Annotated in this window: 21 protein-coding genes; 12 read left to right on the forward strand and 9 right to left on the reverse strand. The window is 71.8% G+C overall.

What is annotated here, in order from left to right; all coding sequences use genetic code 11:
• Positions 1-12: 12 nt before the first annotated feature.
• Positions 13-825 (forward strand): exodeoxyribonuclease III, encoded by an 813-nt coding sequence (locus tag ACZ62B_RS19995; protein ID WP_344555116.1) that lies wholly within the window; start codon positions 13-15, stop codon positions 823-825.
• Positions 825-1,310, forward strand: coding sequence for an NUDIX hydrolase (locus tag ACZ62B_RS20000; protein WP_344555114.1), 486 nt, complete (start codon positions 825-827; stop codon positions 1,308-1,310). Before ACZ62B_RS19995 ends, ACZ62B_RS20000 begins: the two co-directional genes overlap by 1 nt.
• On the opposite strand, the gene ACZ62B_RS20005 is transcribed toward ACZ62B_RS20000, so the two are convergent.
• Positions 1,307-1,927 carry a MerR family transcriptional regulator gene (locus ACZ62B_RS20005; RefSeq protein WP_344555345.1) on the reverse strand — a complete coding sequence of 207 codons (621 nt, stop codon included), beginning with the start codon at positions 1,925-1,927 and terminating at the stop codon, positions 1,307-1,309. The two genes, ACZ62B_RS20000 and ACZ62B_RS20005, sit on opposite strands and share 4 nt — an antisense overlap.
• Positions 1,928-2,104: 177 nt before the next feature.
• Here ACZ62B_RS20005 and ACZ62B_RS20010 point away from each other — a divergent pair, with 177 nt between their 5' ends.
• The 4 genes from ACZ62B_RS20010 to ACZ62B_RS20025 all read left to right on the forward strand — a co-directional run bounded on the left by ACZ62B_RS20010 (position 2,105) and on the right by ACZ62B_RS20025 (position 5,731).
• A complete protein-coding gene (locus ACZ62B_RS20010) occupies positions 2,105-3,658 on the forward strand; it encodes a flavin-containing monooxygenase (protein WP_468719183.1) in 1,554 nt (517 codons plus the stop codon).
• The gene (locus ACZ62B_RS20015; RefSeq protein WP_344555112.1) at positions 3,655-4,584 is read left to right on the forward strand and encodes an alpha/beta fold hydrolase; all 930 of its coding nucleotides are present in this window, start codon (positions 3,655-3,657) and stop codon (positions 4,582-4,584) included. The genes ACZ62B_RS20010 and ACZ62B_RS20015 overlap by 4 nt, the downstream gene beginning before the upstream one ends.
• Complete coding sequence (locus tag ACZ62B_RS20020) at positions 4,581-5,465, forward strand: SDR family oxidoreductase (RefSeq protein WP_344555111.1); 885 nt, start codon at positions 4,581-4,583, stop codon at positions 5,463-5,465. Before ACZ62B_RS20015 ends, ACZ62B_RS20020 begins: the two co-directional genes overlap by 4 nt.
• Before the next feature lie 77 nt (positions 5,466-5,542).
• Positions 5,543-5,731, forward strand: coding sequence for a hypothetical protein (locus tag ACZ62B_RS20025; RefSeq protein WP_344555110.1), 189 nt, complete (start codon positions 5,543-5,545; stop codon positions 5,729-5,731).
• Between the two features lie 109 nt (positions 5,732-5,840).
• Here ACZ62B_RS20025 and ACZ62B_RS20030 read toward each other — a convergent pair whose 3' ends face one another.
• Positions 5,841-9,146, reverse strand: coding sequence for a S41 family peptidase (locus tag ACZ62B_RS20030; protein WP_468887578.1), 3,306 nt, complete (start codon positions 9,144-9,146; stop codon positions 5,841-5,843).
• 191 nt (positions 9,147-9,337) lie between these two features.
• Between ACZ62B_RS20030 and ACZ62B_RS20035 the strand changes: the two genes are divergently transcribed.
• Together ACZ62B_RS20035 and ACZ62B_RS20040 are read left to right on the forward strand one after the other, a co-directional pair.
• Complete coding sequence (locus ACZ62B_RS20035; RefSeq protein ID WP_344555108.1) at positions 9,338-9,937, forward strand: TetR/AcrR family transcriptional regulator; 600 nt, start codon at positions 9,338-9,340, stop codon at positions 9,935-9,937.
• Positions 9,938-10,050: 113 nt separating this feature from the next.
• Positions 10,051-12,258: an MMPL family transporter gene (locus tag ACZ62B_RS20040; RefSeq protein WP_344555106.1), complete on the forward strand. Its 2,208-nt coding sequence runs from the start codon at positions 10,051-10,053 to the stop codon at positions 12,256-12,258.
• Between the two features lie 92 nt (positions 12,259-12,350).
• Here the strand turns inward: ACZ62B_RS20040 and ACZ62B_RS20045 are convergent, their stop codons facing one another.
• Both ACZ62B_RS20045 and ACZ62B_RS20050 read right to left on the reverse strand, forming a co-directional pair.
• Entirely contained in the window at positions 12,351-12,617 is a 267-nt protein-coding gene (locus ACZ62B_RS20045) for a type II toxin-antitoxin system RelE family toxin (RefSeq protein WP_344555105.1), read from the reverse strand.
• Positions 12,610-12,876, reverse strand: coding sequence for a type II toxin-antitoxin system Phd/YefM family antitoxin (locus ACZ62B_RS20050; RefSeq protein WP_344555104.1), 267 nt, complete (start codon positions 12,874-12,876; stop codon positions 12,610-12,612). Before ACZ62B_RS20050 ends, ACZ62B_RS20045 begins: the two co-directional genes overlap by 8 nt.
• Before the next feature lie 88 nt (positions 12,877-12,964).
• On the opposite strand from ACZ62B_RS20050, the gene ACZ62B_RS20055 reads away from it, so the two are divergent.
• From ACZ62B_RS20055 to ACZ62B_RS20065, 3 genes are all read left to right on the forward strand, one after another.
• Entirely contained in the window at positions 12,965-13,462 is a 498-nt protein-coding gene (locus ACZ62B_RS20055) for a YbaK/EbsC family protein (protein ID WP_344555102.1), read from the forward strand.
• Complete coding sequence (locus tag ACZ62B_RS20060) at positions 13,459-14,304, forward strand: EamA family transporter (protein WP_469691461.1); 846 nt, start codon at positions 13,459-13,461, stop codon at positions 14,302-14,304. Before ACZ62B_RS20055 ends, ACZ62B_RS20060 begins: the two co-directional genes overlap by 4 nt.
• 85 nt (positions 14,305-14,389) lie before the next feature.
• Positions 14,390-14,665: a DUF1876 domain-containing protein gene (locus ACZ62B_RS20065; protein WP_073936166.1), complete on the forward strand. Its 276-nt coding sequence runs from the start codon at positions 14,390-14,392 to the stop codon at positions 14,663-14,665.
• Positions 14,666-14,677: 12 nt separating this feature from the next.
• On the opposite strand, the gene ACZ62B_RS20070 is transcribed toward ACZ62B_RS20065, so the two are convergent.
• From ACZ62B_RS20070 to ACZ62B_RS20085, 4 genes are all read right to left on the reverse strand, one after another.
• Complete coding sequence (locus ACZ62B_RS20070; RefSeq protein WP_344555100.1) at positions 14,678-15,838, reverse strand: serine hydrolase domain-containing protein; 1,161 nt, start codon at positions 15,836-15,838, stop codon at positions 14,678-14,680.
• Between the two features lie 103 nt (positions 15,839-15,941).
• On the reverse strand, positions 15,942-16,694 hold the full coding sequence (locus tag ACZ62B_RS20075; RefSeq protein WP_344555098.1) for an energy-coupling factor ABC transporter ATP-binding protein: 753 nt from the start codon (positions 16,692-16,694) through the stop codon (positions 15,942-15,944).
• Positions 16,695-16,900: 206 nt separating this feature from the next.
• Positions 16,901-17,662 (reverse strand): cobalt ECF transporter T component CbiQ, encoded by a 762-nt coding sequence (cbiQ, locus tag ACZ62B_RS20080; protein WP_344555097.1) that lies wholly within the window; start codon positions 17,660-17,662, stop codon positions 16,901-16,903.
• A gap of 1 nt (position 17,663) precedes the next feature.
• Positions 17,664-18,728, reverse strand: coding sequence for an energy-coupling factor ABC transporter permease (locus ACZ62B_RS20085; protein ID WP_469691472.1), 1,065 nt, complete (start codon positions 18,726-18,728; stop codon positions 17,664-17,666).
• A gap of 189 nt (positions 18,729-18,917) precedes the next feature.
• Between ACZ62B_RS20085 and ACZ62B_RS20090 the strand changes: the two genes are divergently transcribed.
• The gene (locus tag ACZ62B_RS20090; protein ID WP_344555094.1) at positions 18,918-19,274 is read left to right on the forward strand and encodes an SsgA family sporulation/cell division regulator; all 357 of its coding nucleotides are present in this window, start codon (positions 18,918-18,920) and stop codon (positions 19,272-19,274) included.
• A 15-nt stretch (positions 19,275-19,289) separates the two neighbouring features.
• On the opposite strand, the gene ACZ62B_RS20095 is transcribed toward ACZ62B_RS20090, so the two are convergent.
• Positions 19,290-20,963: a penicillin-binding transpeptidase domain-containing protein gene (locus ACZ62B_RS20095; RefSeq protein ID WP_344555093.1), complete on the reverse strand. Its 1,674-nt coding sequence runs from the start codon at positions 20,961-20,963 to the stop codon at positions 19,290-19,292.
• Positions 20,964-21,051: the final 88 nt, after the last annotated feature.

Raw genomic sequence — 21,051 nt, forward strand, 5'->3', positions numbered from 1 at the left:
TATCGTGCCCTGATGCTCACTGTGACCTCCGTCAACGTCAATGGACTGCGGGCCGCCGCCAAGAAGGGCTTCGTGGAGTGGCTGGCCGGGACCTCCGCCGATGTGCTGTGTCTGCAGGAGGTGCGGGCGGAGGCGAAGCAGCTGCCGGAGCAGGTGCGGGAGCCCGAGGGGTGGTACGTGACGCACGCGCCCGCCGCCGCCAAGGGGCGTGCGGGGGTGTCCCTGTACTCCCGGCGTGAACCCGAGCGCACACAGATCGGTTTCGGGTCGGACGAGTTCGATGACAGCGGGCGGTATGCGGAGGTCGATCTGCCCGGTGTGACCGTCGCCTCGCTCTATCTGCCGTCCGGGGACGTCGGGACCGAGCGGCAGGAGGAGAAGGTTCGGTTCATGGGGCAGTTCCTCGTCTACCTCAAGGGGCTGCGGGAGCGGGCCGCCGCAGGCGGGCGGGAGGTCGTCGTCTGCGGGGACTGGAACATCGCCCACGAGAAGACCGACCTGAGGAACTGGCGTGGGAACACCAAGAGTTCCGGGTTCCTGCCGGAGGAGCGGGAGTGGCTGTCCCGGGTGCTCGACCCGGCGGACGGCGGGTACGTCGACGTCGTACGGGCGCTGCATCCGGACGTGGACGGGCCGTACTCCTGGTGGTCCTACCGGGGGCGGGCCTTCGACAACGACACCGGGTGGAGGATCGACTACCAGATGGCGACCCCGGGGCTCGCGGGACGGGCGGTCGACGCCCGCGTCGAGCGCGCGGCCACGCACGCCGAGCGGTGGTCGGACCACGCGCCCGTGACGGTGGTCTACGAGCAGGGCGTGAGCTGATGCGGACGCCCAGGCAGGCCGCCCGGGTCGCCGTGCTGGATCCGGACGGGGCCGTCTTCATGTTCCGGTACGACAACGACGAGGTCGGTGTCCACTGGGCGATGCCCGGTGGCGGCGTGGAGCCGGGGGAGACGCCCGAGCAGGCCGCGCGGCGGGAGCTGCGCGAGGAGACCGGGTGGGACGACGTGGTGCTCGACGGCACCGTGCTGTGTCTGTGGGAGCACGACTTCACCCGGGCCGGTGTTCCGGTGCGGCAGAGCGAGCACATCTTCCTCGCCCACGGTCCCCGGCGCGACCTCACGGGAGACCTCGCCGCCGCGCATGCCGAGGACCGGATCCTGCGGTGGCGCTGGTGGTCGCCGGAGGAGCTGGCGGGGGACACGGAGCCGTTGTGGCCGCCGCAGTTGCCGGAGCTGCTGGCGCGTGTGCGGCGGGACGGGCCGCCGGCGGAGCCCGTCGATCTCGGGTTCGTGGAGAACCGCTAGTCCTGCTTGCGCAGCCGCCGGTCCAGCGCCAGGGACAGTTCCGCGTCGACCACGCTGCGGGCCAGTGGGCGCAGGCGGTGGAGGGACTCCTCGGGGGCGTGGCGGAGGATCAGGGTGGCGAAGAGGTCGGCCAGGGTGTCGGCGTGGGTGCGGACCTCCGCGCCGGCGCGGAGCACCTCCGCGAGCGGGATGCCCTCGCGGACCAGGGCCGACGACACGTCCAGCAGGCGCCGGCTGATGTGGACGATCTCCTCGCCGTCGACGCCGAGGTAGCCGAGGTCCAGGGCGGCGGCCAGGTTCTCCGGGGTGACCTCGCCGGCGAAGTGGTCGGCGAGTTCCTCGGGGGTGAGGCGGACGGGGACCTCGTCGGTGGGGATGTCCATGCCGAGGAGTTCGCCGACGTCACGGCCGTGGTCGAAGGCCTCGGCGAGTTCCGCTATGCCGTTCAGGGTGTGGCCGCGTTCCAGGAGCGCCGTGATCGTGCGCAGACGGGCCAGGTGGTGGTCGTCGTACCAGGCGATGCGGCCCTCGCGGCGCGGTGGCGGGATCAGCTTGCGCTCGCGGTAGAAGCGCAGCGTGCGCACCGTGATGCCGGCCAGCCGGGCCAGCTCGTCCATGCGGTACTCGCGCCGCTCACCGGGTCCTTCGCTCTCTTCTGCCACGCCTGAAGCCTAGGGCGTACCAGCGGTAACTTTCCTCGCGTGCCCCCTACCCATCAGTACGGAGCTGCTCTACGCTCCCCATTGCGCCAGTGTTCACTGGCAGGGTTCTGAGCGATGCGTGGAGGCTTCGGGATGGCCGAGCACGAGCACGGACAAGGGCACGAACACGTACGGGTGGCGGTGATCGGGTCGGGATTCGGCGGGCTCGGGGCCGCCGTGCGGCTGCGGCGCGAGGGGATCACCGACTTCGTCGTCCTGGAACGGGCGGGCAGCGTCGGCGGCACCTGGCGCGACAACAGCTACCCCGGCTGCGCCTGTGACGTGCCGTCGCACCTGTACTCGTTCTCCTTCGCGCCCAATCCCGACTGGCCCCGCTCCTTCTCCGGGCAGCGGCACATCCGCGCCTACCTGGAGCACGTCACCGACGTCTTCGGGCTGCGGCCCCACATCCGCCTCGACTCGGAGGTGAAGCGGATGGTGTGGGACGGCGAGCGGATGCGGTGGGAGATCGAGACGAGCAGCGGGAATCTCAGCGCGGACGTCGTCGTCTCCGCCACCGGGCCGCTGTCCGAGCCGAAGCTGCCCGACATCCCCGGGCTCGACTCCTTCCCCGGCAAGGTCTTCCACTCCGCCCAGTGGGACCACGACTACGACCTGCGCGGCAAGCGGGTCGCCATGGTCGGCACCGGGGCGTCCGCGATCCAGATCGTGCCCTCCATCCAGCCGCTCGTCTCACGGCTCACCCTCTTCCAGCGCACCCCCGCCTGGGTCCTGCCCCGTGTCGACCGGCCCATCAGCGGCGCCGAGCGCGCCCTGCACCGGGCGCTGCCCGTCACCACCAAGCTGCGCCGCGGACTGCTCTGGGGCATCAGGGAGTTGCAGGTCCAGGCGTTCACCAAGCACCCCGGCGAGCTCGGCTTCGTCGAGCAGCTCGCCAAGCGGAACATGGGCCGCGCCATCAAGGACCCGGCCCTGCGCGCCAGGCTGACCCCCGACTACCGCATCGGCTGCAAGCGGATCCTGCTGTCGAGCACCTACTATCCGGCGCTCGCGCGGCCCAATGTCGACGTCGTGGCCAGTGGGCTGAGCGAGGTGCGCGGGTCGACCGTCGTCGGTGCCGACGGGAGCGAGGCCGAGGTCGACGCGATCGTGTTCGGGACCGGGTTCCACGTCACCGACATGCCCATCGCGGAGCGGGTCGTCGGGGCGGAGGGGAAGACCCTCGCCGAGAGCTGGGCGGGCGGGATGCAGTCCCTGCGCGGTGCGGCCGCCGCCGGGTTCCCCAACTGGATGACGATCATCGGGCCCAACACCGGCCTCGGGAACTCCTCCATGATCCTGATGATCGAGTCCCAGCTGAACTACCTGGCCGACTACATGCGGCAGTTGGACGTCCTCGGAGGCCGGGTCGCCCTCGACGCCCGCCCCAGCGCCGTACGCGCCTGGAACCACCGGGTGCAGGAGCGGATGAAGCGCACGGTGTGGAACACCGGTGGCTGCACCAGTTGGTACCTCGACGAGAGCGGGCGCAACACCACCATCTGGCCCGGTACGACGAGTGAGTTCCGGCGTGAGACCCGGCGGGTCGACCTCGCCGAGTACGCCGTCCTGCGGGCGCACCCCAACACCAAGGTCGCCCAGGAGAACGCCGAGGTCGCCCAGGAGAACGCCGAGGTGACCGCGTGAGCCGCCTCACCCACGTCACCTCCGGGCCGTACGCCCCGCCCGTCGCCGCCCGTGAACTGACCGCCCGCTCCGCCGACGGCGCCCGGCTGCACGTGGAGGTGCACGGCCCCGAGGAGGCGCCGGCGGTCGTCCTCGCCCACGGCTGGACCTGCTCGACCGCCTTCTGGGCGGCGCAGATCCGTGAACTGGCCGCCGACCACCGGGTCATCGCCTACGACCAGCGCGGCCACGGACGCACCCCCGCGAGCCCGGCGTGCAGCACCGACGCGCTCGCCGACGACCTCGAGGCCGTGCTCACCGCCACCCTCGCGCCCGGTGAGCAGGCCGTGGTCGCCGGGCACTCCATGGGCGGGATGACGGTGATGGCCGCCGCCACGAGGCCCGCGTTCCGCGCGCACGTGGCCGCCGTCCTGCTGTGCAGCACCGGCAGCTCGCGGCTGGTCGCCGAGTCGACGGTGGTGCCGATACGGGCGGGCGGGCTGCGGAGCCGGCTGACCGGGCACATCCTCGGCTTCCGGGCCCCGCTCGGGCCGGTCACGCCGCTCGCCCGCCGGATCCTCAAGTACGCGACGATGGGCCCCGCCTCCGCCCCGGACATGGTCGAGGCGTGCGCCCGTATCGTGCACGCCTGTCCGCGCGCGGTGCGCCACGCCTGGTCACGCGTGCTCGACGGGCTCGATCTCGACCACGGGCTCGCCGAGTTGCGCGTACCGGTCGAGATCGTCGCCGGTGGCGCGGACCGGCTCACCCCGCCGGTGCACGCCCGGTCGCTCGCCGCCGCGCTGCCGAACTGCCTCGGCGTCACCGAGCTGCCCGGCATCGGGCACATGACACCCGTCGAGGCGCCCGACCTGGTCACCGGGAGGATCCGCGCCCTGGCCGCCGCCCACATCAACGCCGTACCCGCCGTCGAGGAGAGCGCATGAACAGGGTGAGTCTCGAAGGAAGGGTCGCCGTCGTCACCGGAGCGGCGCGCGGCGTCGGGGAGCTGCTGGCCCGCAAGCTGTCCGCGCGCGGGGTGAAGGTGGCGCTGGTCGGGCTGGAGCCGGACGCGCTCAAGGACGTCTCCGCGCGGCTGCACAGCGACAGCGACCACTGGTACGCGGACGTCACCGACCACGAGGCGATGGCCAAGGTCGCCGAGGAGGTCCGGGAGCGGTTCGGCCGGGTCGACATCGTGGTCGCCAACGCCGGTGTGGCGACGGGCGGTCCGTTCGCCGACTCCGATCCGGAGTCCTGGCGGCGGGTGATAGAGGTGAACCTGATCGGATCGGCGGTCACCGCGCGGGCGTTCCTGCCGCTGCTCGCCGAGAGCCGGGGCTATCTGCTCCAGATAGCCTCCCTCGCCGCGATCACCCCGGCGCCGATGATGACGGCGTACTGCGCGTCCAAGTCCGGTGTGGAGGCGTACGCGCACAGTCTGCGCGCCGAAGTCGGGTACCGGGGCGTGAAGGTGGGCGTCGGGTATCTGTCGTGGACCGACACCGACATGGTGCGCGGGGCCGATCAGGACGACGTGATGCGGGAGTTGCGGCAGCGGCTGCCGTGGCCGTCGAACAAGACGTACCCGCTGGGGCCCGCGGTGGACCGGCTGGTGGCCGGCATCGAGCGGCGGGCGAGCCATGTGTACGGGCAGTGGTGGCTGCGCGGGATGCAGGGCGTGCGCGGGTATCTGCCCGCGGTCATCGGGACGGTGGGGCAGCGGGAGATGCGGCGCTTCGGCGACCGGCTCGCGGGCGTGCGCACGGGGTTGGTCGGAGCGGGCGGCAACGCCGATGAGCAGCACCGGAACACGGTCCGTGACTGATCGACATGCGCAGGGTGACGGGGCGTGTGAATCTGATCGGGCAAGTTCCCCCCACCCCACAACGGGAGTGAACCCACATGGGTATGAAGGATCAGTTCCAGGAGAAGTCCGAGCAGTTCCAGCAGCAGGCCAGGCAGCGTGCCCAGCAGGGCAAGGAGCAGATGCAGGGCCGCGGCCGCCGACGGGACGAGGGCATGGACGAGCCGCAGCGTCAGCGGGAGCCCCGGGAGTCCGAGGAGCGCTTCGACCAGGACTACGACGCCTGACGTCGAGCGGCGAAGACGTCACGGGACGTCGGAAGACGCTTGAGGACGTCTGAACGCGTCGTGCGCTGAAGCGGAAGGGGTGCCCCATGGCGAAGGGGGCACCCCTTCCTCACGTCCGGGGCGGCAGCTTCGGCCGGGAGCGGTCGGGTACGTCGCGGTAAGTCGGGGGTGTCGCCGGGGGTTTGGCCTCCAGCAGCTCCAAGGCGAGCCGCACCGCGTCGTCGAGCACCGCGTACCGGCCCTCGGCCCAGTCCAACGGGGTGCGCAGCGCCTCCAGGTCGGGTTCGACACCCTTGTTCTCCACGGACCAGCCGTACGCGTCGAACCAGGCCGCGTTCATCGGCACCGTGATCACCGTGCCGTCGCCGAGCCGGTGCCGGCCGGTCATGCCGACCACCCCGCCCCAGGTGCGCTGGCCCACCACCGGGCCCAGCTCCAGCAGTTTGAACGCGGCGGTGATCATGTCGCCGTCGGAGCTGGTCGCCTCGTCCGCGAGCGCCACGAGCGGTCCGCGCGGGGCGTTGGAGGCGTACGACACGGGCTGGGCGTCACGGGTGAGGTCCCAGCCGATGATGGTGCGGGTCAGCTTCTCCACGACGAGTTCGCTGATGTGGCCGCCCGCGTTGCCGCGCACGTCCACGATCAGCGCGGGGCGGGACATCTCCATGCGCACGTCGCGGTTGAACTGGGCCCAGCCGGAGCCGCCCATGTCGGGGATGTGCAGGTAGCCGCAGCGGCCACCGCTCAACTCCCGCACCACCGCGCGGCGTTTGGCGACCCAGTCCTGGTAGCGCAGCGGCGTCTCGTCGATGAGGGGGACGACGGCGACCCGGCGGGGCGGGCCCGCGCCCTCCGGATCGGAGGAGCCCGAAGGGCCTCCCGCGGAAGGGCGGTGGTGGGCGACGGGTGGGCGGAAGGTGAGTTCCACGGTCGTACCGCCCGCGCCCGCGAGCAGCGGGTAGGGGCCGGTGACCGGGTCCACCGGGCGGCCGTCGACGTGGGTGAGGACCGCGCCCTCGCGGATGCCGGTGCCGGCCAGCGGGGAGCGGGCGCGGGAGTCGGAGGAGTCGCCGGGCAGGATCCGCTTGACGGTCCAGCCCTCCTCGCGGGGAACGAGGTTGGCGCCGAGCAGGCCCTGGCGGCGCTGGTAGTGCGGGGGGCCCTCGTTGCGGCGGGCGGCGGTGACGTAGGCGTGGGAGGTGCCGAGTTCGCCGAGGACCTCGCGCAGCAGGTCCGCGAAGTCGTCGGGGGAGGCGACCCGTTCGACGAGCGGGCGGTACTGCTCCAGGATCGCGTCCCAGTCGATGCCGCCCATGCCGGGTTCCCAGAAGTAGGCGCGGATCAGCCGCCCGGCCTCCGCGTACGCCTGGCGCCACTCGGCGGCCGGGTCGGCCTCGTGCAGGATGCGGCGGGCGTCGATCCACACCGTGGAGTCGCTGTCGCCGGGCTCGGTGGCGGGCACCGCGCGCAGCTCGCCCTCGTCGACCACGACCAGCCGGGTGCCGTCGCCGCTGACCGCGAAGAAGTCCAGGTCCGCGACGAGTTCGGACCTCTTCGCCTTGCCGATGTTGAAGTGTTCCAGGGTCGGGCGGCCGCTGACGTCGCTGGGGTTGGCGAAGGTCTCGCCGAGCGCGCCGGAGATCGGCCAGCGCAGCCAGACGAGACCGCAGCCCGCGACCGGGTACAGCCCCGAGTACTTGGAGGCGGAGACCGGGAAGGGGGTGACCCTGCTCTCCAGGCCCTCCGCCTCGACGGTCACCGTGCCGGCCTCGCCGCCCTCCTCGGCCTCCTCGCGCTCGACCGGGTCCAGCCCGCCGGCGGCGGGGCGGCCCTCGGGGTTCAGGGCGAACGGGGAGGGGGTCGCCGACGACAGCGGCACCAGGTACGGGCGGCAGCCCAGCGGGAACGACAGGTCGCCGGTGTGCACGTCGTACACCGGGTCGAAGCCGCGCCAGGACAGGAAGGCGAGATAGCGGCCGTCGAGGGTGAAGACCGGGTTCTCGTCCTCGAAGCGGCCGTTGGTGACGTCGAGCACCAGCCGGTCCTTGATCCGGGCGAGTTTGATCTGCCGCAGCGACCGCCCGATCACCGGATGGGACCAGGCCAGCCAGGCCCCGTCGGGGGAGAAGGCGAGGTCGCGCACCGGCCCGTTGCCGGAGTGGATCAGCTCGGTGACCTCGCCCTGGCTCTCCTCGTCGGTGTCGACCAGCAGCAGCCGTCCGTCGTGCGCGGCGACGGCCAGCCGCTGCCCGTCGGGGTCGGCCACCATCTCCAGCACCCGGCCCAGCTTCCCGGCGGCCAGCCGCCGGGGGGCGCGCTGGCCGGTCGCTCGGGGCAGGGAGGCGATCTCGACGGCGTCCTCGCCCTCGGCGTCCGTCACGTACGCCACCTGGTCGCCCGCGCCGAGCATCTCCGGCAGCCGGACCCGTACGCCCGGGGTGTCGGTGAGGGTGCGCGCGGGACCGTCGCGGTGAGTGAGCCAGTACAGGCTGCCGCGTACGACGACGGCGCTCGCGCGGCCGGTCTCGTCGACCGAGATGCCGTCGAGGTGGCGGGCGGCGGGCACCTGGTAGGGGCGCCGCCCGGAGCGCGGCCCGCTCAGCGTCACGTCGAGCCGGCGCGGGGCGGCGCCGGGGGACAGGTCGTCCACGAGCCACAGGTCGCCGGCGCACTGGTAGACGACCCGGGTGCCGTCGCTGGCGGCGTGCCGGGCGTAGAAGGCGTCGTGGTCGGTGTGGCGGCGCAGGTCGGAGCCGTCGTAGGCGCACGAGTACAGGTTGCCGACGCCCTCGTGGTCGGAGAGGAAGGCGATCCGGCCGGCGACGAACATGGGGGAGTGCAGATGGCCGTCGAGGCCGTCGAGGAGCCGGTGCCCGTGCAGCCAGAGCCTGCCCGTGGCGCCGCCCCGGTAGCGCTTCCAGGAGGCCGGTTCGTGCGGCGGGGTGCCGGTGAGCAGCAGCGACTTGCGCTCCCCGGCGATGTCGGCGACCTGGATGTCGGAGACCGGGCCCCAGGGCAGCTTGCGGCCGGGGCTGCCGTCGCAGGTGAGCTTGTAGGCCCAGGTGAAGTAGGAGAAGGGCTCACCGTGCGAGGCGACGGCGAGGATCTCGGCCCGGCCGTCCTCGTCGGGGGGCGCCCAGCCGCAGACCCGGGTGTCGGAGCTGCCCCAGTAGGTGAGGCGCCGGCCCGGCCCGCCGTCCACCGGGACGAGGTGCACCTCGGGGTCGAGGCTGCGCCAGCTCGTGTACGCGATGTGGCTGCCGTCGGGGGAGAAGCGGGGGTGGCCGAGCTTGGTGCGGTCGACGGTGAGCCGCCAGGCGCGGCCCGGTCCGTCGAGCGGGGCGAGCCAGAGGTCGTCCTCGGCCACGAAGCACAGCAGGTCGTCCTTGAGGTGGGGCAGACGCAGATAGCTCACCCTTCCCATGCTTTGCCGGGGCCCGGGCCCCGGCAACTTATGGGTAACCGACAACCGTGACGCAGACCACGAACGAAACCGTTTCGTTTCGCTAGAAGATGCCGGGAAGGCGGAGTACTCTCGTGGTGTACGAAACCGTACCGTTCGGTGCGGTGGACAACGGAGTGAACCGGAGCGGAAGGGTGAGCGGTATGAGTGAAGTCGCGACGACGCGTCGCAGCCGGATCACCCCCGAGCGCGAGGCCGAGCTGTACGGGGCCGTGCTCGACCTGCTCCGTGAGGTCGGCTACGACGCCGTCACCATGGACGCCGTGGCCGCCCGCACCCGGTCCAGCAAGGCCACCCTCTACCGCCAGTGGGGCGGCAAGGCCGAGCTGGTGGTGAGAGCGATGCGCAGCCAGAAGCCGGGCGGCATCGCCGACATCGACACCGGGACCCTGCGGGGCGACCTGCACGCCATCGTCGGCCGTGAGGACGACTGCGTCATGGAGCAGAACGCCGCCCTGATGCGCGCGCTCGCCATGGCCGTGCACATGAACCACGATCTCCGCCAGGCGTTCAAGGAACTCCTGGTCGAACCGGAGATGGAGGAGTTCCAGAAGATGATCCGGCGCGCGGTCGACCGGGGCGAGATCAGCCCCGACAACCCGGCGCTGGACTACATGGTGCACATGCTCGTCGGCGCGTTCGCCACGCGGACGCTGATCGACGACCTGCCGCCCACGCGGGAATTCCTCACCTCGTACATCGACGCCGTGGTGCTCCCCGCCCTCGGCGTGACCACTCACTGACCGTCCCCGGGTCAGCCACCGCAAGTCAGCCACCACCTGACGTCACCGCTCACGTCGTCGGGCTGATCACACCTGCCCCGAAGCAACCACGACCTGACCGGGAGTACGCCCTCGTGGCCACTTTCCTCTATCGACTCGGCCGGTTCGCCTTCAGGCGACGGCACCTCGTAGCCCTCATCTGGGTGGCTCTGCTGGCGCTCGCGGGCGTCGGCGCGGCCGGCGCCCCGGCGGCCGGCAACTCGTCCTTCTCCATACCCGGCACCGAGGCCCAGAAGGCCTTCGACCTGCTGGAAGAACGCTTCCCCGGCTCCAGCGCCGACGGAGCGACCGCACGCGTCGTCTTCAAGGCGCCCGCCGGCGAGAAGATGACCGACGCCGACAACAAGGCGACCGTCCAGAAGACCGTCGACGAGCTCTCCGACGGCTCCGAGGTCGCCCGCGTCACCGACCCGTACCAGGGCGGCGGCGTCAGCCAGGACGGCACCATCGCCTACGCCTCGGTGAGCTACAAGGTCTCCGGCATGGAGCTGGAGGACTCCTCCCGCGACGCCCTGGAAGGCGCCGCCGAGGACGCCCGCGACTCCGGGCTGACCGTGGAGATCGGCGGTGACGCCCTCCAGGCCGTCCCGCACACCGGCACCGCCGAGATCATCGGCATCGGCGTCGCCGCGGTCGTCCTCGTCATCACCTTCGGCTCGCTGCTCGCGGCCGGGCTGCCGCTGCTCACCGCGATCATCGGCGTGGGCATCGGCGTCTCCAGCATCACCGCCCTGGCCAGCACCCTGGACCTCGGCTCCACCACCTCCATCCTGGCCTCGATGATCGGCCTCGCGGTCGGTATCGACTACGCGCTGTTCGTCGTCTCCCGCTACCGGGCCGAACTGGCCGAGGGCCGCGGGCGCGAGGAAGCGGCCGGCCGGGCCGTCGGCACCTCGGGCTCCGCCGTGGTCTTCGCCGGCCTCACCGTCGTGATCGCCCTGGTCGGTCTGTCCGTCGTCAACATCCCGATGCTGACGAAGATGGGCATCGCCGCCGCCGGCACGGTCGCCATCGCGGTCCTGATCGCCCTCACCCTGATCCCCGCCCTGCTCGGCTACGCGGGCCGCCGGGTCCGCCCCGCCGGCGAGAAGAGCAAGCTGCTCGGCGGGGGCCGCGCCGCGAAGAAGCCGCAGCGCCCGAACATGGGCACCCGCTGGGCCAGCTTCGTCGTACGCCGTCCGCTGGCCGTGCTGCTGCTCGGCGTGGTCGGCCTGGGCGCCGCGGCCGTCCCGGCCGCCTCGCTGGAGCTGGGCCTGCCCGACGACGGCTCCCAGCCGACGTCCACCACCCAGCGCCGCGCCTACGACCTGCTCTCCGAGGGCTTCGGCCCCGGCTTCAACGGCCCGCTCGTGGTCGTGGTCGACGCGAAGAACAGCGACGACCCGCAGGCCGTGTTCAAGCAGGCCGGCGACGACATCAAGGGCCTCGACAACGTCGTGAACGTCAGCCCGGCGGCCCCGAACAAGGCCGGCGACACGGCGACGATCACCGTCGTCCCCGACGCCAAGCCCTCCTCGGTGACCACCGAGGACCTGGTGCACGACATCCGTGACACCGGCGCGGACATCAAGGCCGACACCGAGGCCGACGTCCTCGTCACCGGCGCCACGGCCATGAACATCGACGTCTCGCAGAAGCTCAACGACGCGCTGGTGCCGTACCTGGTCCTGGTGGTCGGCCTGGCCTTCCTGCTGCTGATCGTGGTCTTCCGCTCGATCCTGGTCCCGCTGAAGGCGGCCCTCGGCTTCCTCCTGTCGGTCCTCGCGGCCTTCGGCGCGGTCGTCGCGGTCTTCCAGTGGGGCTGGCTGTCAGGCCTGATGGGCGTCGAGGAGACCGGCCCGATCATGTCGATGATGCCGATCTTCATGGTCGGCGTGGTCTTCGGACTGGCCATGGACTACGAGGTGTTCCTCGTGACCCGGATGCGGGAGGCCTACGTCCACGGCGAGAAGCCCTCCCAGGCCGTGGTGACCGGCTTCAAGTACAGCGCGCGGGTGGTGACCGCGGCGGCGGTCATCATGATGGCGGTCTTCGCCGGCTTCATCGGCTCCAGCGACTCGATGGTCAAGATGATCGGCTTCGGCCTCGCGGTCGCCGTCCTCTTCGACGCGTTCGTCGTCCGCATGGCGATCGTCCCGGCGGTCCTGGCCCTGCTCGGCAAGCGGGCCTGGTGGCTGCCGAAGTGGCTGGACCGGATCCTGCCCAACGTGGACGTCGAGGGCGAGGGCCTGCGCACGGTGGACGACAGGAAGGACGAGGACAGGGAACTCGTCCGGGCCTGACGCCCCGGACGAACGCAGTACCGGCCGGTGAGGGCTCCGTGGGGACGGGGCGCCCTCACCGGCTTCTGTCATCGGGGACTTCGGGCCCTGTGTCAGGTGTCGGACACCGCTCCACGGTGTCCGACCTGAACGACCCGGACCGTCAGCTCTCCGTTGTCGATCGTGTAGATGACGCGGTGATCGCCGACGCGGAGTCGGCGCCGGTCCGGCTGGGAGACGAGTGCCGTGGTGTTGAAGCCCAGAGGGTCGGTTTCCAGTTCCGTCAGTTTGACCAGGATCCGGAGCGCCATGTCCCGGGGAATCTTGCGAAGCTCGGCCTGAGCCTCCGGCCGGAACACGGTGCGGTATGTGTTACTCACTGCGCTCCAGCGTCTCCCTCATGACGTCCTCGACGGGGATGCCGGCTGCCGGATTCGCCATGCGTTCGTCGATGATCCGGTTGATCTCGCGCTCTTCCCATTCCTGGTACTTGCGAAGGACCTCCATCGACACGACCGCGGCCACCTGCTTGCCGCGCCGGGTGATGACCGTCGGCGTGTCATCGCGGTCGGCCCGCTCGACCACCTCGGCCAGATGGGCGCGCACGTCACGGATGGACTCTATGGGCATCTGGGTCATGCACCAACGGTACATAGTGCTCCATGTGTACACAAAGGTGGTCGGAATTCGTTCGTGGGCCACCTATCCGACCGCTAGCCTGCCGGGCATGACGTCCTCGGAATCTCATGCCCACCCCCGTTTCGCCGAGGCTCTGCGTGAGCTCGGGCTGATCGACCTGCACACCCGGATCCGCCGGTTCCCGGACGCGACCCGTACCGCCGCCGAGGCCGCCGCCGCGCTCGGGTGCGAGCTCAGTGAGATCTGCAAGTCACTGATCTTCGCGGCGGACGGGGTACCGGTGCTGGTGCTGATGGACGGGGCGTCGCGGGTCGACGTGGAGCTGGTCCGCAAGGAACTCGGCGCCGAGAAGGTGACGCGGGCCAAGGCCGACGTCGTACGGGAGACGACCGGGTACGCCATCGGGGGCGTACCGCCCTTCGGGCACCGTACGAGGACGAGGGTGCTCGCCGACCGGTCGCTGCTCGCGCACGACGTGGTGTGGGCCGCCGCGGGCACCCCGCACACGGTCTTCCCCATGGCGCCCGCCGACCTCGTGGCCCACGCCGGCGCCACCGTGGTGGACGTGCGCGAGCACACCGAGTGACCCCAGTCGTCACCGCGGCCGTGCTGCTCGCCGCGGTCACGCACGCCGGCTGGAACGCCATCGCGCACCGGATCACCGACAAGCTGGTCGGGTTCACGCTGATCTCCGGCGGTGGGCTGCTGATCGGGCTGGCGATGGTGCCGTTCGTGCCGTTCCCGGCGGGCGGGGCGTGGCCGTACCTCTTGGGCTCGGCCGCGATCCACATGGCGTACTACGCCCTGCTGATGAAGTCCTTCCGGCTGGGCGACTTCGGCCAGGCGTACCCGATCGCCCGGGGCAGCGCGCCCCTCGTGGTCACGGTGCTGGCCGCCGTCTTCGCGCACGAGGTGCCCGACGCCTGGGCCGCCGCCGGGATCGCCTTGTCCTGCGCGGGCCTGACCGGCGTCGCCCTGTGGGGGCTGCGCGGGCGCCGGCCCGACTGGGCGGCGATCGGGGCGGCCCTGGCGACCGGCCTGACCATCGCGGTGTACACGGTCGTGGACGGGCTCGGCGTCCGGGCCTCCGGCTCCTCCCTCGGCTACATCGCCTGGCTGATGGCGGTCCAGGGCACGATGATCCCGGCGTACGCCCTCTGGCGCTGGCGGCGGGAGACGGCCGCCCGGCTCCGCCCGCACGCGGGCCTCGGACTGCTCGGCGCCGCGATGTCCGTCGCCGCGTACGCACTCGTCCTGTGGGCCCAGACCCGCGCCGAACTCGCCCCGATCGCGGCCCTGAGGGAGTCGTCGATCATCGTCGGCGCGGCCATCGGCGCGTTGTTCTTCAAGGAGCGGTTCGGGGCCCCGCGGATCGTCGCGGCCGGGCTGCTGGTCGCCGGGATCGGGCTGATGCTCCGCGCGGGGTAGCGCGGCACGCGCCGCCGTACGGGCGGGTGCGTAGGCGCGGTGTGAGGGGCACCCTGGAATGAGAGGAATTCCGGAGGTGATCCTCATGATGCACACCGCAGTGGGATGGCACGTGGACCTGGAGTTCGAGGAGGACGACCGGCAGACGCGCGCCGCCGCGCTGGTCCGGCTGCCCGACGGGACCGAGGTGCGGGCCCACGGCCACGCGAACCGGCACCACACCGACTCCAATCAGCCACGGGTCGGGGAGGAGATCGCCGGCGCACGCGCGCTGAACGAACTCGCCATGCAGATGCTGACCAAGGCGCACGGCGAGATCGACGACGCGTCGGGCCGTATCTCGCACCCGATCCACGTCTAGTCCGTCAGTCCGTCAGTCCGTCAGGGCCTGGCGCACCGCCCGTATCAGTGCCTGGGCCCTGGGGTCCGCCGTCACCGTCCTGCGGAAGCCGTTGGTGACGTAGCCGAAGGCGACGCCCGACTCCGGGTCGGCGAAGCCGAGGGAGCCGCCGCGGCCGGGGTGGCCGAAGGAGCCCGGGGCCAGCAGGGGGGAGGCGCCGCCGTGCAGCATGTAGCCGAGCCCGAAGCGGGTGTTGACGACCAGCACCCGGTCGGGGCCGGCCGACTCCTCGGCGCGGGCGAGTTCCACGGTGGCCGCCTCGAGGAGGCGTACGCCGTCGACCGGGCCGGTCAGTGACGCGTAGAAGCGCGCCAGTCCGTCCGCCGTCGCGATCCCGTTGGCGGCGGGCAGGGCCGCCGCGCGGAACACCGGGTCGTTCTGGTCCGGGAAGGGGGTGATCGCGGCGAAGGCGCGGCGGGTGAGGGAGGACGGGTCGGCGTAGGCGTCGGTGACCGAGCGCTTGGGGCGGGCGCGGAGCGTCCCGGACGGCTCGGGGCCCTCGATCCTGCCGACCGTGCCGACGCGGTGGGCCCGCGCGTCCGGCAGCCCCACCCACAGGTCCAGGCCCAGCGGGCCGGCGATCTCCGACGCGATCCACTCACCGGAACCCCGGCCGGTCACGCGGCGTACCAGCTCGTCGACCAGCCAGCCGTAGGTCAGCGCGTGATAGCCGTGGTCGGTGCCCGGCTCCCACGCGGGGGCCTGCGCGGCGACCGCCTCGGCGGCCCGCACGGGGTCGGCCGCCTCCTCCGGGGTGAGCGGACGGTCCAGGACGGGGAGTCCCGCGCGGTGGTTCAGCACGTGCCGGACCAGCACCCGTTCCTTGCCGTGCGCCTTGAACTCCGGCCAGTAGTGGCCGACCGGCGCGTCCAGGTCCAGCTCGCCGCGCTGGTGCAGCAGCAGGAGTGCGGCGGCGGCGACGCCCTTGGTCGCCGAGCGCACGACCTGCGCGGTGTCCCGCTGCCAGGGTTCGGTGCCGTCGACGTCCTTCACCCCGGCCCACAGGTCGACGACCTTGCGTCCGTCCCGGTACACGGCGACGGCCGCGCCCCGGTCCCCGAGCGCCTCGAAGTTCCGCGCGAACGCCTCCCGGACCGGCTCGAAGCCCCCGGCCACCGTGCCGTGCACGTCCACGTCCCTCGGTCCTTCCACTCGCCTGTGCCACTCGCCTGTGACAGTGCGTGCAACAGCGCCGGTCCGCCTGCGATTCCTGGGCGCGGGCGGCCGGGCACGATCGTTACGCCGACGTTGCCGGCACCGAGCGCGGATCGAAGCCGTACGGCAGCTCCAGCCGGTGGGCGCGCATCAGCGCGTCGTCGGCGAGCAGGTCGGCCGTGGTGCCGTCGGCCGCGATCACGCCGTCGCTGAGGATCAGCGAGCGCGGGCACAGTTCGAGGGCGTAGGGCAGGTCGTGCGTGACCATCAGGACGGTGACGTCCAGGGAGCGCAGGATGTCGGCGAGTTCGCGGCGGGAGGCGGGGTCCAGGTTGGAGGACGGCTCGTCCAGGACCAGGATCTCCGGCTCCATCGCGAGCACGGTCGCCACGGCCACCCGGCGCCGCTGGCCGAAGGAGAGGTGGTGCGGCGGGCGGTCCTTGAACTCCGCCATGCCGACCAGGCCCAGCGCCCGGTCCACCCGCTCCTCCAGCTCGGGTCCCTTGAGTCCGGCCGCCGCCGGACCGAACGCCACGTCCTCGCGCACCGTCGGCATGAAGAGCTGGTCGTCGGGGTCCTGGAAGACGATGCCGACCCGGCGCCGGATCTCCGCCATGTGCTTCTTGCCGACCTCCAGGCCGGCCACCGTCACCGTGCCGGTGCCGCCGGTCAGGATGCCGTTGAGGTGGAGGACGAGGGTCGTCTTGCCGGCGCCGTTCGGGCCGAGCAGCGCGACCCGCTCGCCGCGCGCGATGGAGAAGTCGACGCCGAACAGGGCCTGGTGGCCGTCGGGGTAGGCGAAGGCGAGGCCGGAGACCTCCAGGGACGGTGTCATAGGAAACGCCCACTTCCCAGCTTGCGGGTGAGTATCGTTGTCAACGGCCGGTGCATGCGAGAGCCAAGCTTGCACCGCCTCTGTGTCACTGCTGTCAACCGGGCTGGTTTCAACCCGGCTGGTGTCGATCGTGTCAGTCTCGGTTGCCCGCTGGGCAGCCGTGCAGCGTGAGCCAGGAATCCCCCTTATGACGCAAGGGGGAGGATTCAAAGGGTCCATCCCAGCAAGCACACGACGAGAGCCGCGCCCGGGAGCAGTGAAGCGTACGACCACTGCGCCCGGTCCGCGGTCGCCTCGTCGATCACCGGCATCGAACCGGCGTAACCGCGGCTCACCATGGCCAGGTGCACGCGTTCGCCGCGTTCGTAGGAGCGGATGAACAGCGCGCCCGCCGACTTGGCGAGCACGCCCCAGTGCTTCACCCCGCGCGCCTCGAAGCCGCGGGACTCGCGGGCGATCCGCATGCGCCGCATCTCGTCGGTGATGACGTCGCCGTAGCGGACCATGAAGGAGGCGATCTGCACCAGCAGCGGCGGGAGCCTCAGCCGCTGGAGGCCGAGCAGGAGTTCGCGCAGCTCGGTGGTGGAGGCGAGGAGGACCGAGGCGGCCACGCCCAGGGTGCCCTTGGCCAGTACGTTCCAGGCGCCCCACAGTCCGTTCACGCTCAGCGACAGCCCGAGGACGTCGGTCCGTTCGCCCTCCGCGACGAACGGCAGGAGGACGGCGAAGGCCACGAACGGGACCTCGATCAGCAGCCGCTTGAGCAGGAAGCCGGCCGGTACGCGGGCGGCGTACGCGACGAGGGCGAGCAGTCCGGCGTACGCCGCGAACGCCCACATCGCCTCGCGCGGGGTGGAGACCACGACCAGGACGAAGGCGAAGACCGCGGTGAGCTTGGTGTGCGGCGGCAGGGCGTGCACGGGGGAGTGCCCGTGCCGGTAGAGCCTGTGCGCGTGGCCGGCCCCCACGTCAGACGCTCGTACCGGTGGGGGAGGCGGCCTCGGTCTCCTCGCCGGTATGGCGCCTGCGGACCGCCCAGAACACGCCGGTGCCCGCGACGACGGTCACGCCCACGCCGATCACACCGGCCAGACCGCCGGAGAGGCGGGCGTCGTCGACGTCCTCGACGCCGTAGTCGGCGAGCGGGGAGTCGGCGATCGCGTGCTCCTCGGCCTTCTCGTCGATGCCGTGGTCGGTGGCGACCTTCTCCAGGCCGTCCGGGTCGGCGGAGGCGTAGAAGCTGACGAACCCGGCGAGGACCAGCGAGGTGACCAGACCGGTGATCCAGACCTTCCGCGGGGAGCGGGCGGGGACGGGCTCCGGCTCGGTCCCCGAGGCGTCCGGTGCGTCGACCAGTTCGCCGTTCACCCGCAGCTTGAGCTTCCGCGTCAGGCCGCGCGCCCCGTGCACCAGGTCCGGGCGGACGGCGATGACCGCGCCGACGGTCAGGGCGGTGATCACGGCCTCGCCGATGCCGATGAGGACGTGCACGCCCACCATGGCGCCGGCGACCTTGCCGAGGGAGACGTCGGCGGTGCCGCCGATCGCGTAGAGCAGCGTGAAGACGGCGGCGGAGGCCGGGACGGAGACCAGGGCGGAGACGAAGGACGCGGCGGTCACCGAGCGGCGGGTGCGCGGCAGCACCTTCACCAGGCCGCGGAAGAGCGCGTACGCGACGATCGCCGTGGTGATCGCCATGGTGGTGATGTTCACGCCGAGCGCGGTCAGCCCGCCGTCGGCGAAGAGGACGGCCTGCATCAGCAGGACGACGGAGACACACAGGACCCCGGTGAAGGGGCCGACGAGGATCGCGGCGAGGGCGCCGCCGAGCAGATGGCCGCTGGTTCCCGCCGCGACGGGGAAGTTCAGCATCTGCACGGCGAAGATGAACGCCGCCACCAGTCCGGCCAGCGGAGCCGTCCGCTCGTCGAGTTCACGGCGGGCGCCGCGCAGGCTCACGGCGATCGCGCCGGCGGCGACGACTCCGGCCGCGGCGGACACGGGGGCGTTGATGAATCCGTCAGGTGCGTGCACGGACTCGATGATGTGGCCTGTTGCAAACCTTGCGCAAGAGCGAGCTGCTTGTTTTACCTCACGCACACCCTGGCTGTGATATGCGCCTCTCGGACGCGCGAATTCCGGATCGGGTGCACGATTGAACGGGGGGTGGGTATACGGATTGCACGCCTTTCATGCAGATCGACGCAGCGTAAGGGGCACCCGATGTCCGTGGTCGAGCAGTACGCGCGAGCCCACATCGTCACCGACGTCCTGGAAGAGGACCGCGGAGCGGTACCCGTGGTACTGCGCTACGACTCCGAACAGGACCCCCGCCGCGTCCACGTGGCGCTTCCGGGCGCCGCGCCCCGCGAATGGGCCGTCGCGCGGGAACTGCTGGAGCAGGGCCTGCGCGCCCCCGCGGGCCGGGGCGAGATACGGGTGTGGCCGTGCGGCCGGGTCCAGGCCGTGGTCGAGTTCCACACCGCGCAGGGCGTGTCGGTGGTGCAGTTCGAGACCAAGACCCTGACCCGGTTCCTGCGGCGGACCTACGCGGCCGCCGCCGAACCCCTCCCGCACTGACCTCTCGGCGACCCCTCAGCCGGCGCTCTTCAGCAGCTCCGCCACGATCGGTCCGGCCGTCGAGCCGCCGTGACCGCCCTTCTGCACCACACCTGCGGCCGCCAGGTCCCCGCGGTACGCGGTGAACCAGCCGTTGGGCTGCTTCTGCCCGTCGACCTCGGCAGACCCGGTCTTCGCGCCCTTCTGCCCGCTCACCCCGGCCATCGCCTCCGCCGCCGTGCCGTAGGAGGCGGTGTACGACATCAGCTCCCGAAGCTGCGCCAGCGTGCCGGCCGACATGGTGCGCGAGGCCGTCGCGAGCTTGCGCCCGTCGACCTCGGGGGAGACCAGGTACGGCTGGCGGAAGACGCCCGACTGGACCGTCGCCGACACCGACGCCATGTTCAGCGGGTTCATCCGCACCCCGCCCTGGCCGATCAGGGAGGCCCCCATCGGGGCCTTCGTCTGCACCGGCACCGAGCCGTCGAAGGTCGGCACGCCGACCTGCCAGTTGTTCATCGACAGCCCGAAGACCTGCTGGGCCTGCTTCGTCAGGTCGTCGTCCGCCAGCTCGGGCGCCTGGCTGATGAAGGCCGTGTTGCAGGAGCGGGCGAAGCTCGCCTTGAACGTGCCGTCCTTGATCTCGAACTTGTCGTCGTTCTGGAACTTCCAGCCGCCGTAGGTGAAGTACTTCGGGCACGGGTGTTGCTCGTCCATCGAGGCGAGGCCCTTCTCGATCAGCATCGAGGCGGTGATCACCTTCATCGTGGAGCCCGGGGCCAGCGAACCCGAGAACGCGGTGTTGAACCCGTGCGAGGAGTTCGCCACCGCCAGGATCTCGCCGGTCGACGGCCGCAGCACCACCACCGACGCCTGCTCCTTCTTCGCCACCTGCTCCTCGGCGGCGGCCTGCAGGGACGGGCTCAGCGTGGTCTTCACCGTGCCGGGCGTGCCCTCGCTCAGCTCCAGCAGCGTCTTGTCGGACAGCTCGGCCTTCTTCGACTCCTTGCCGCGCACGATCCGCAGCTCGACGCCGGCCTCGCCGCCCGCCTTCTCGCCGTACTTCTCGCGCAGCCCGTCCAGCACCGACCCCAGGGACGGGTACGCGGCGGTGGTCAGCTCGTTGCCGTCCCGGTCCAGCGCCTTGACGGGCGGGGTGCCCGCCTCGCCGGTGACGAGTGCGTCGCCCTCCTTCAGCTCGGGGTGCACGACGGCCGGCTGCCAGGCCACCCGCGGCTGACCGTCCCCGGCCCGGCGTACGACGGTCAGCGCGCTGTCGTACGCCAGCGGCTTGCTGACGTCCTCGGCCGAGACCGTGCCCTTGACGGCGAAGGGGACCTTGCCGCCGGTGCGGGTGCCGGCGGTGAGGGTGACGTCCTTGATCCGGGCGTCCTCGGCGTAGGCGGTGAGCAGGGCGGTCGCGGCCTTCGGGTCGTCGGTGACGGCGGCGGCCTCCTTCACCTTCCCGGACTGCCAGGCGGTGAGGAAGCGTTCGGCCGTGCCGGTGACCTCGGCGGCGGACAGGGGCCCGGTCCTGACGTCCTCCGCCTGCGCGGCGGACGACGTCCGCGTGCCGTCCTCGGCCGCGGCACCGCCGCCGAGGAGTGCGTAGGCGCCGAACCCGGCGCCGCCGACCACCACGGCGATCACCCCGCCGAGCACGACGGGCCGCGTCTTCCGCCCCTCGGCGGCGTTCCTTCTGTTCCCCACTGCTTCCCGTTCCTCCGCTGTCCGCCGGGCTCCCCGTGGCCCTCGTGGCGCTCACGTGTGCCAACGACGGCCACCACACTAGAGTCCC

It is taken from the genome of Streptomyces sp. NPDC053426, from assembly GCF_055585405.1.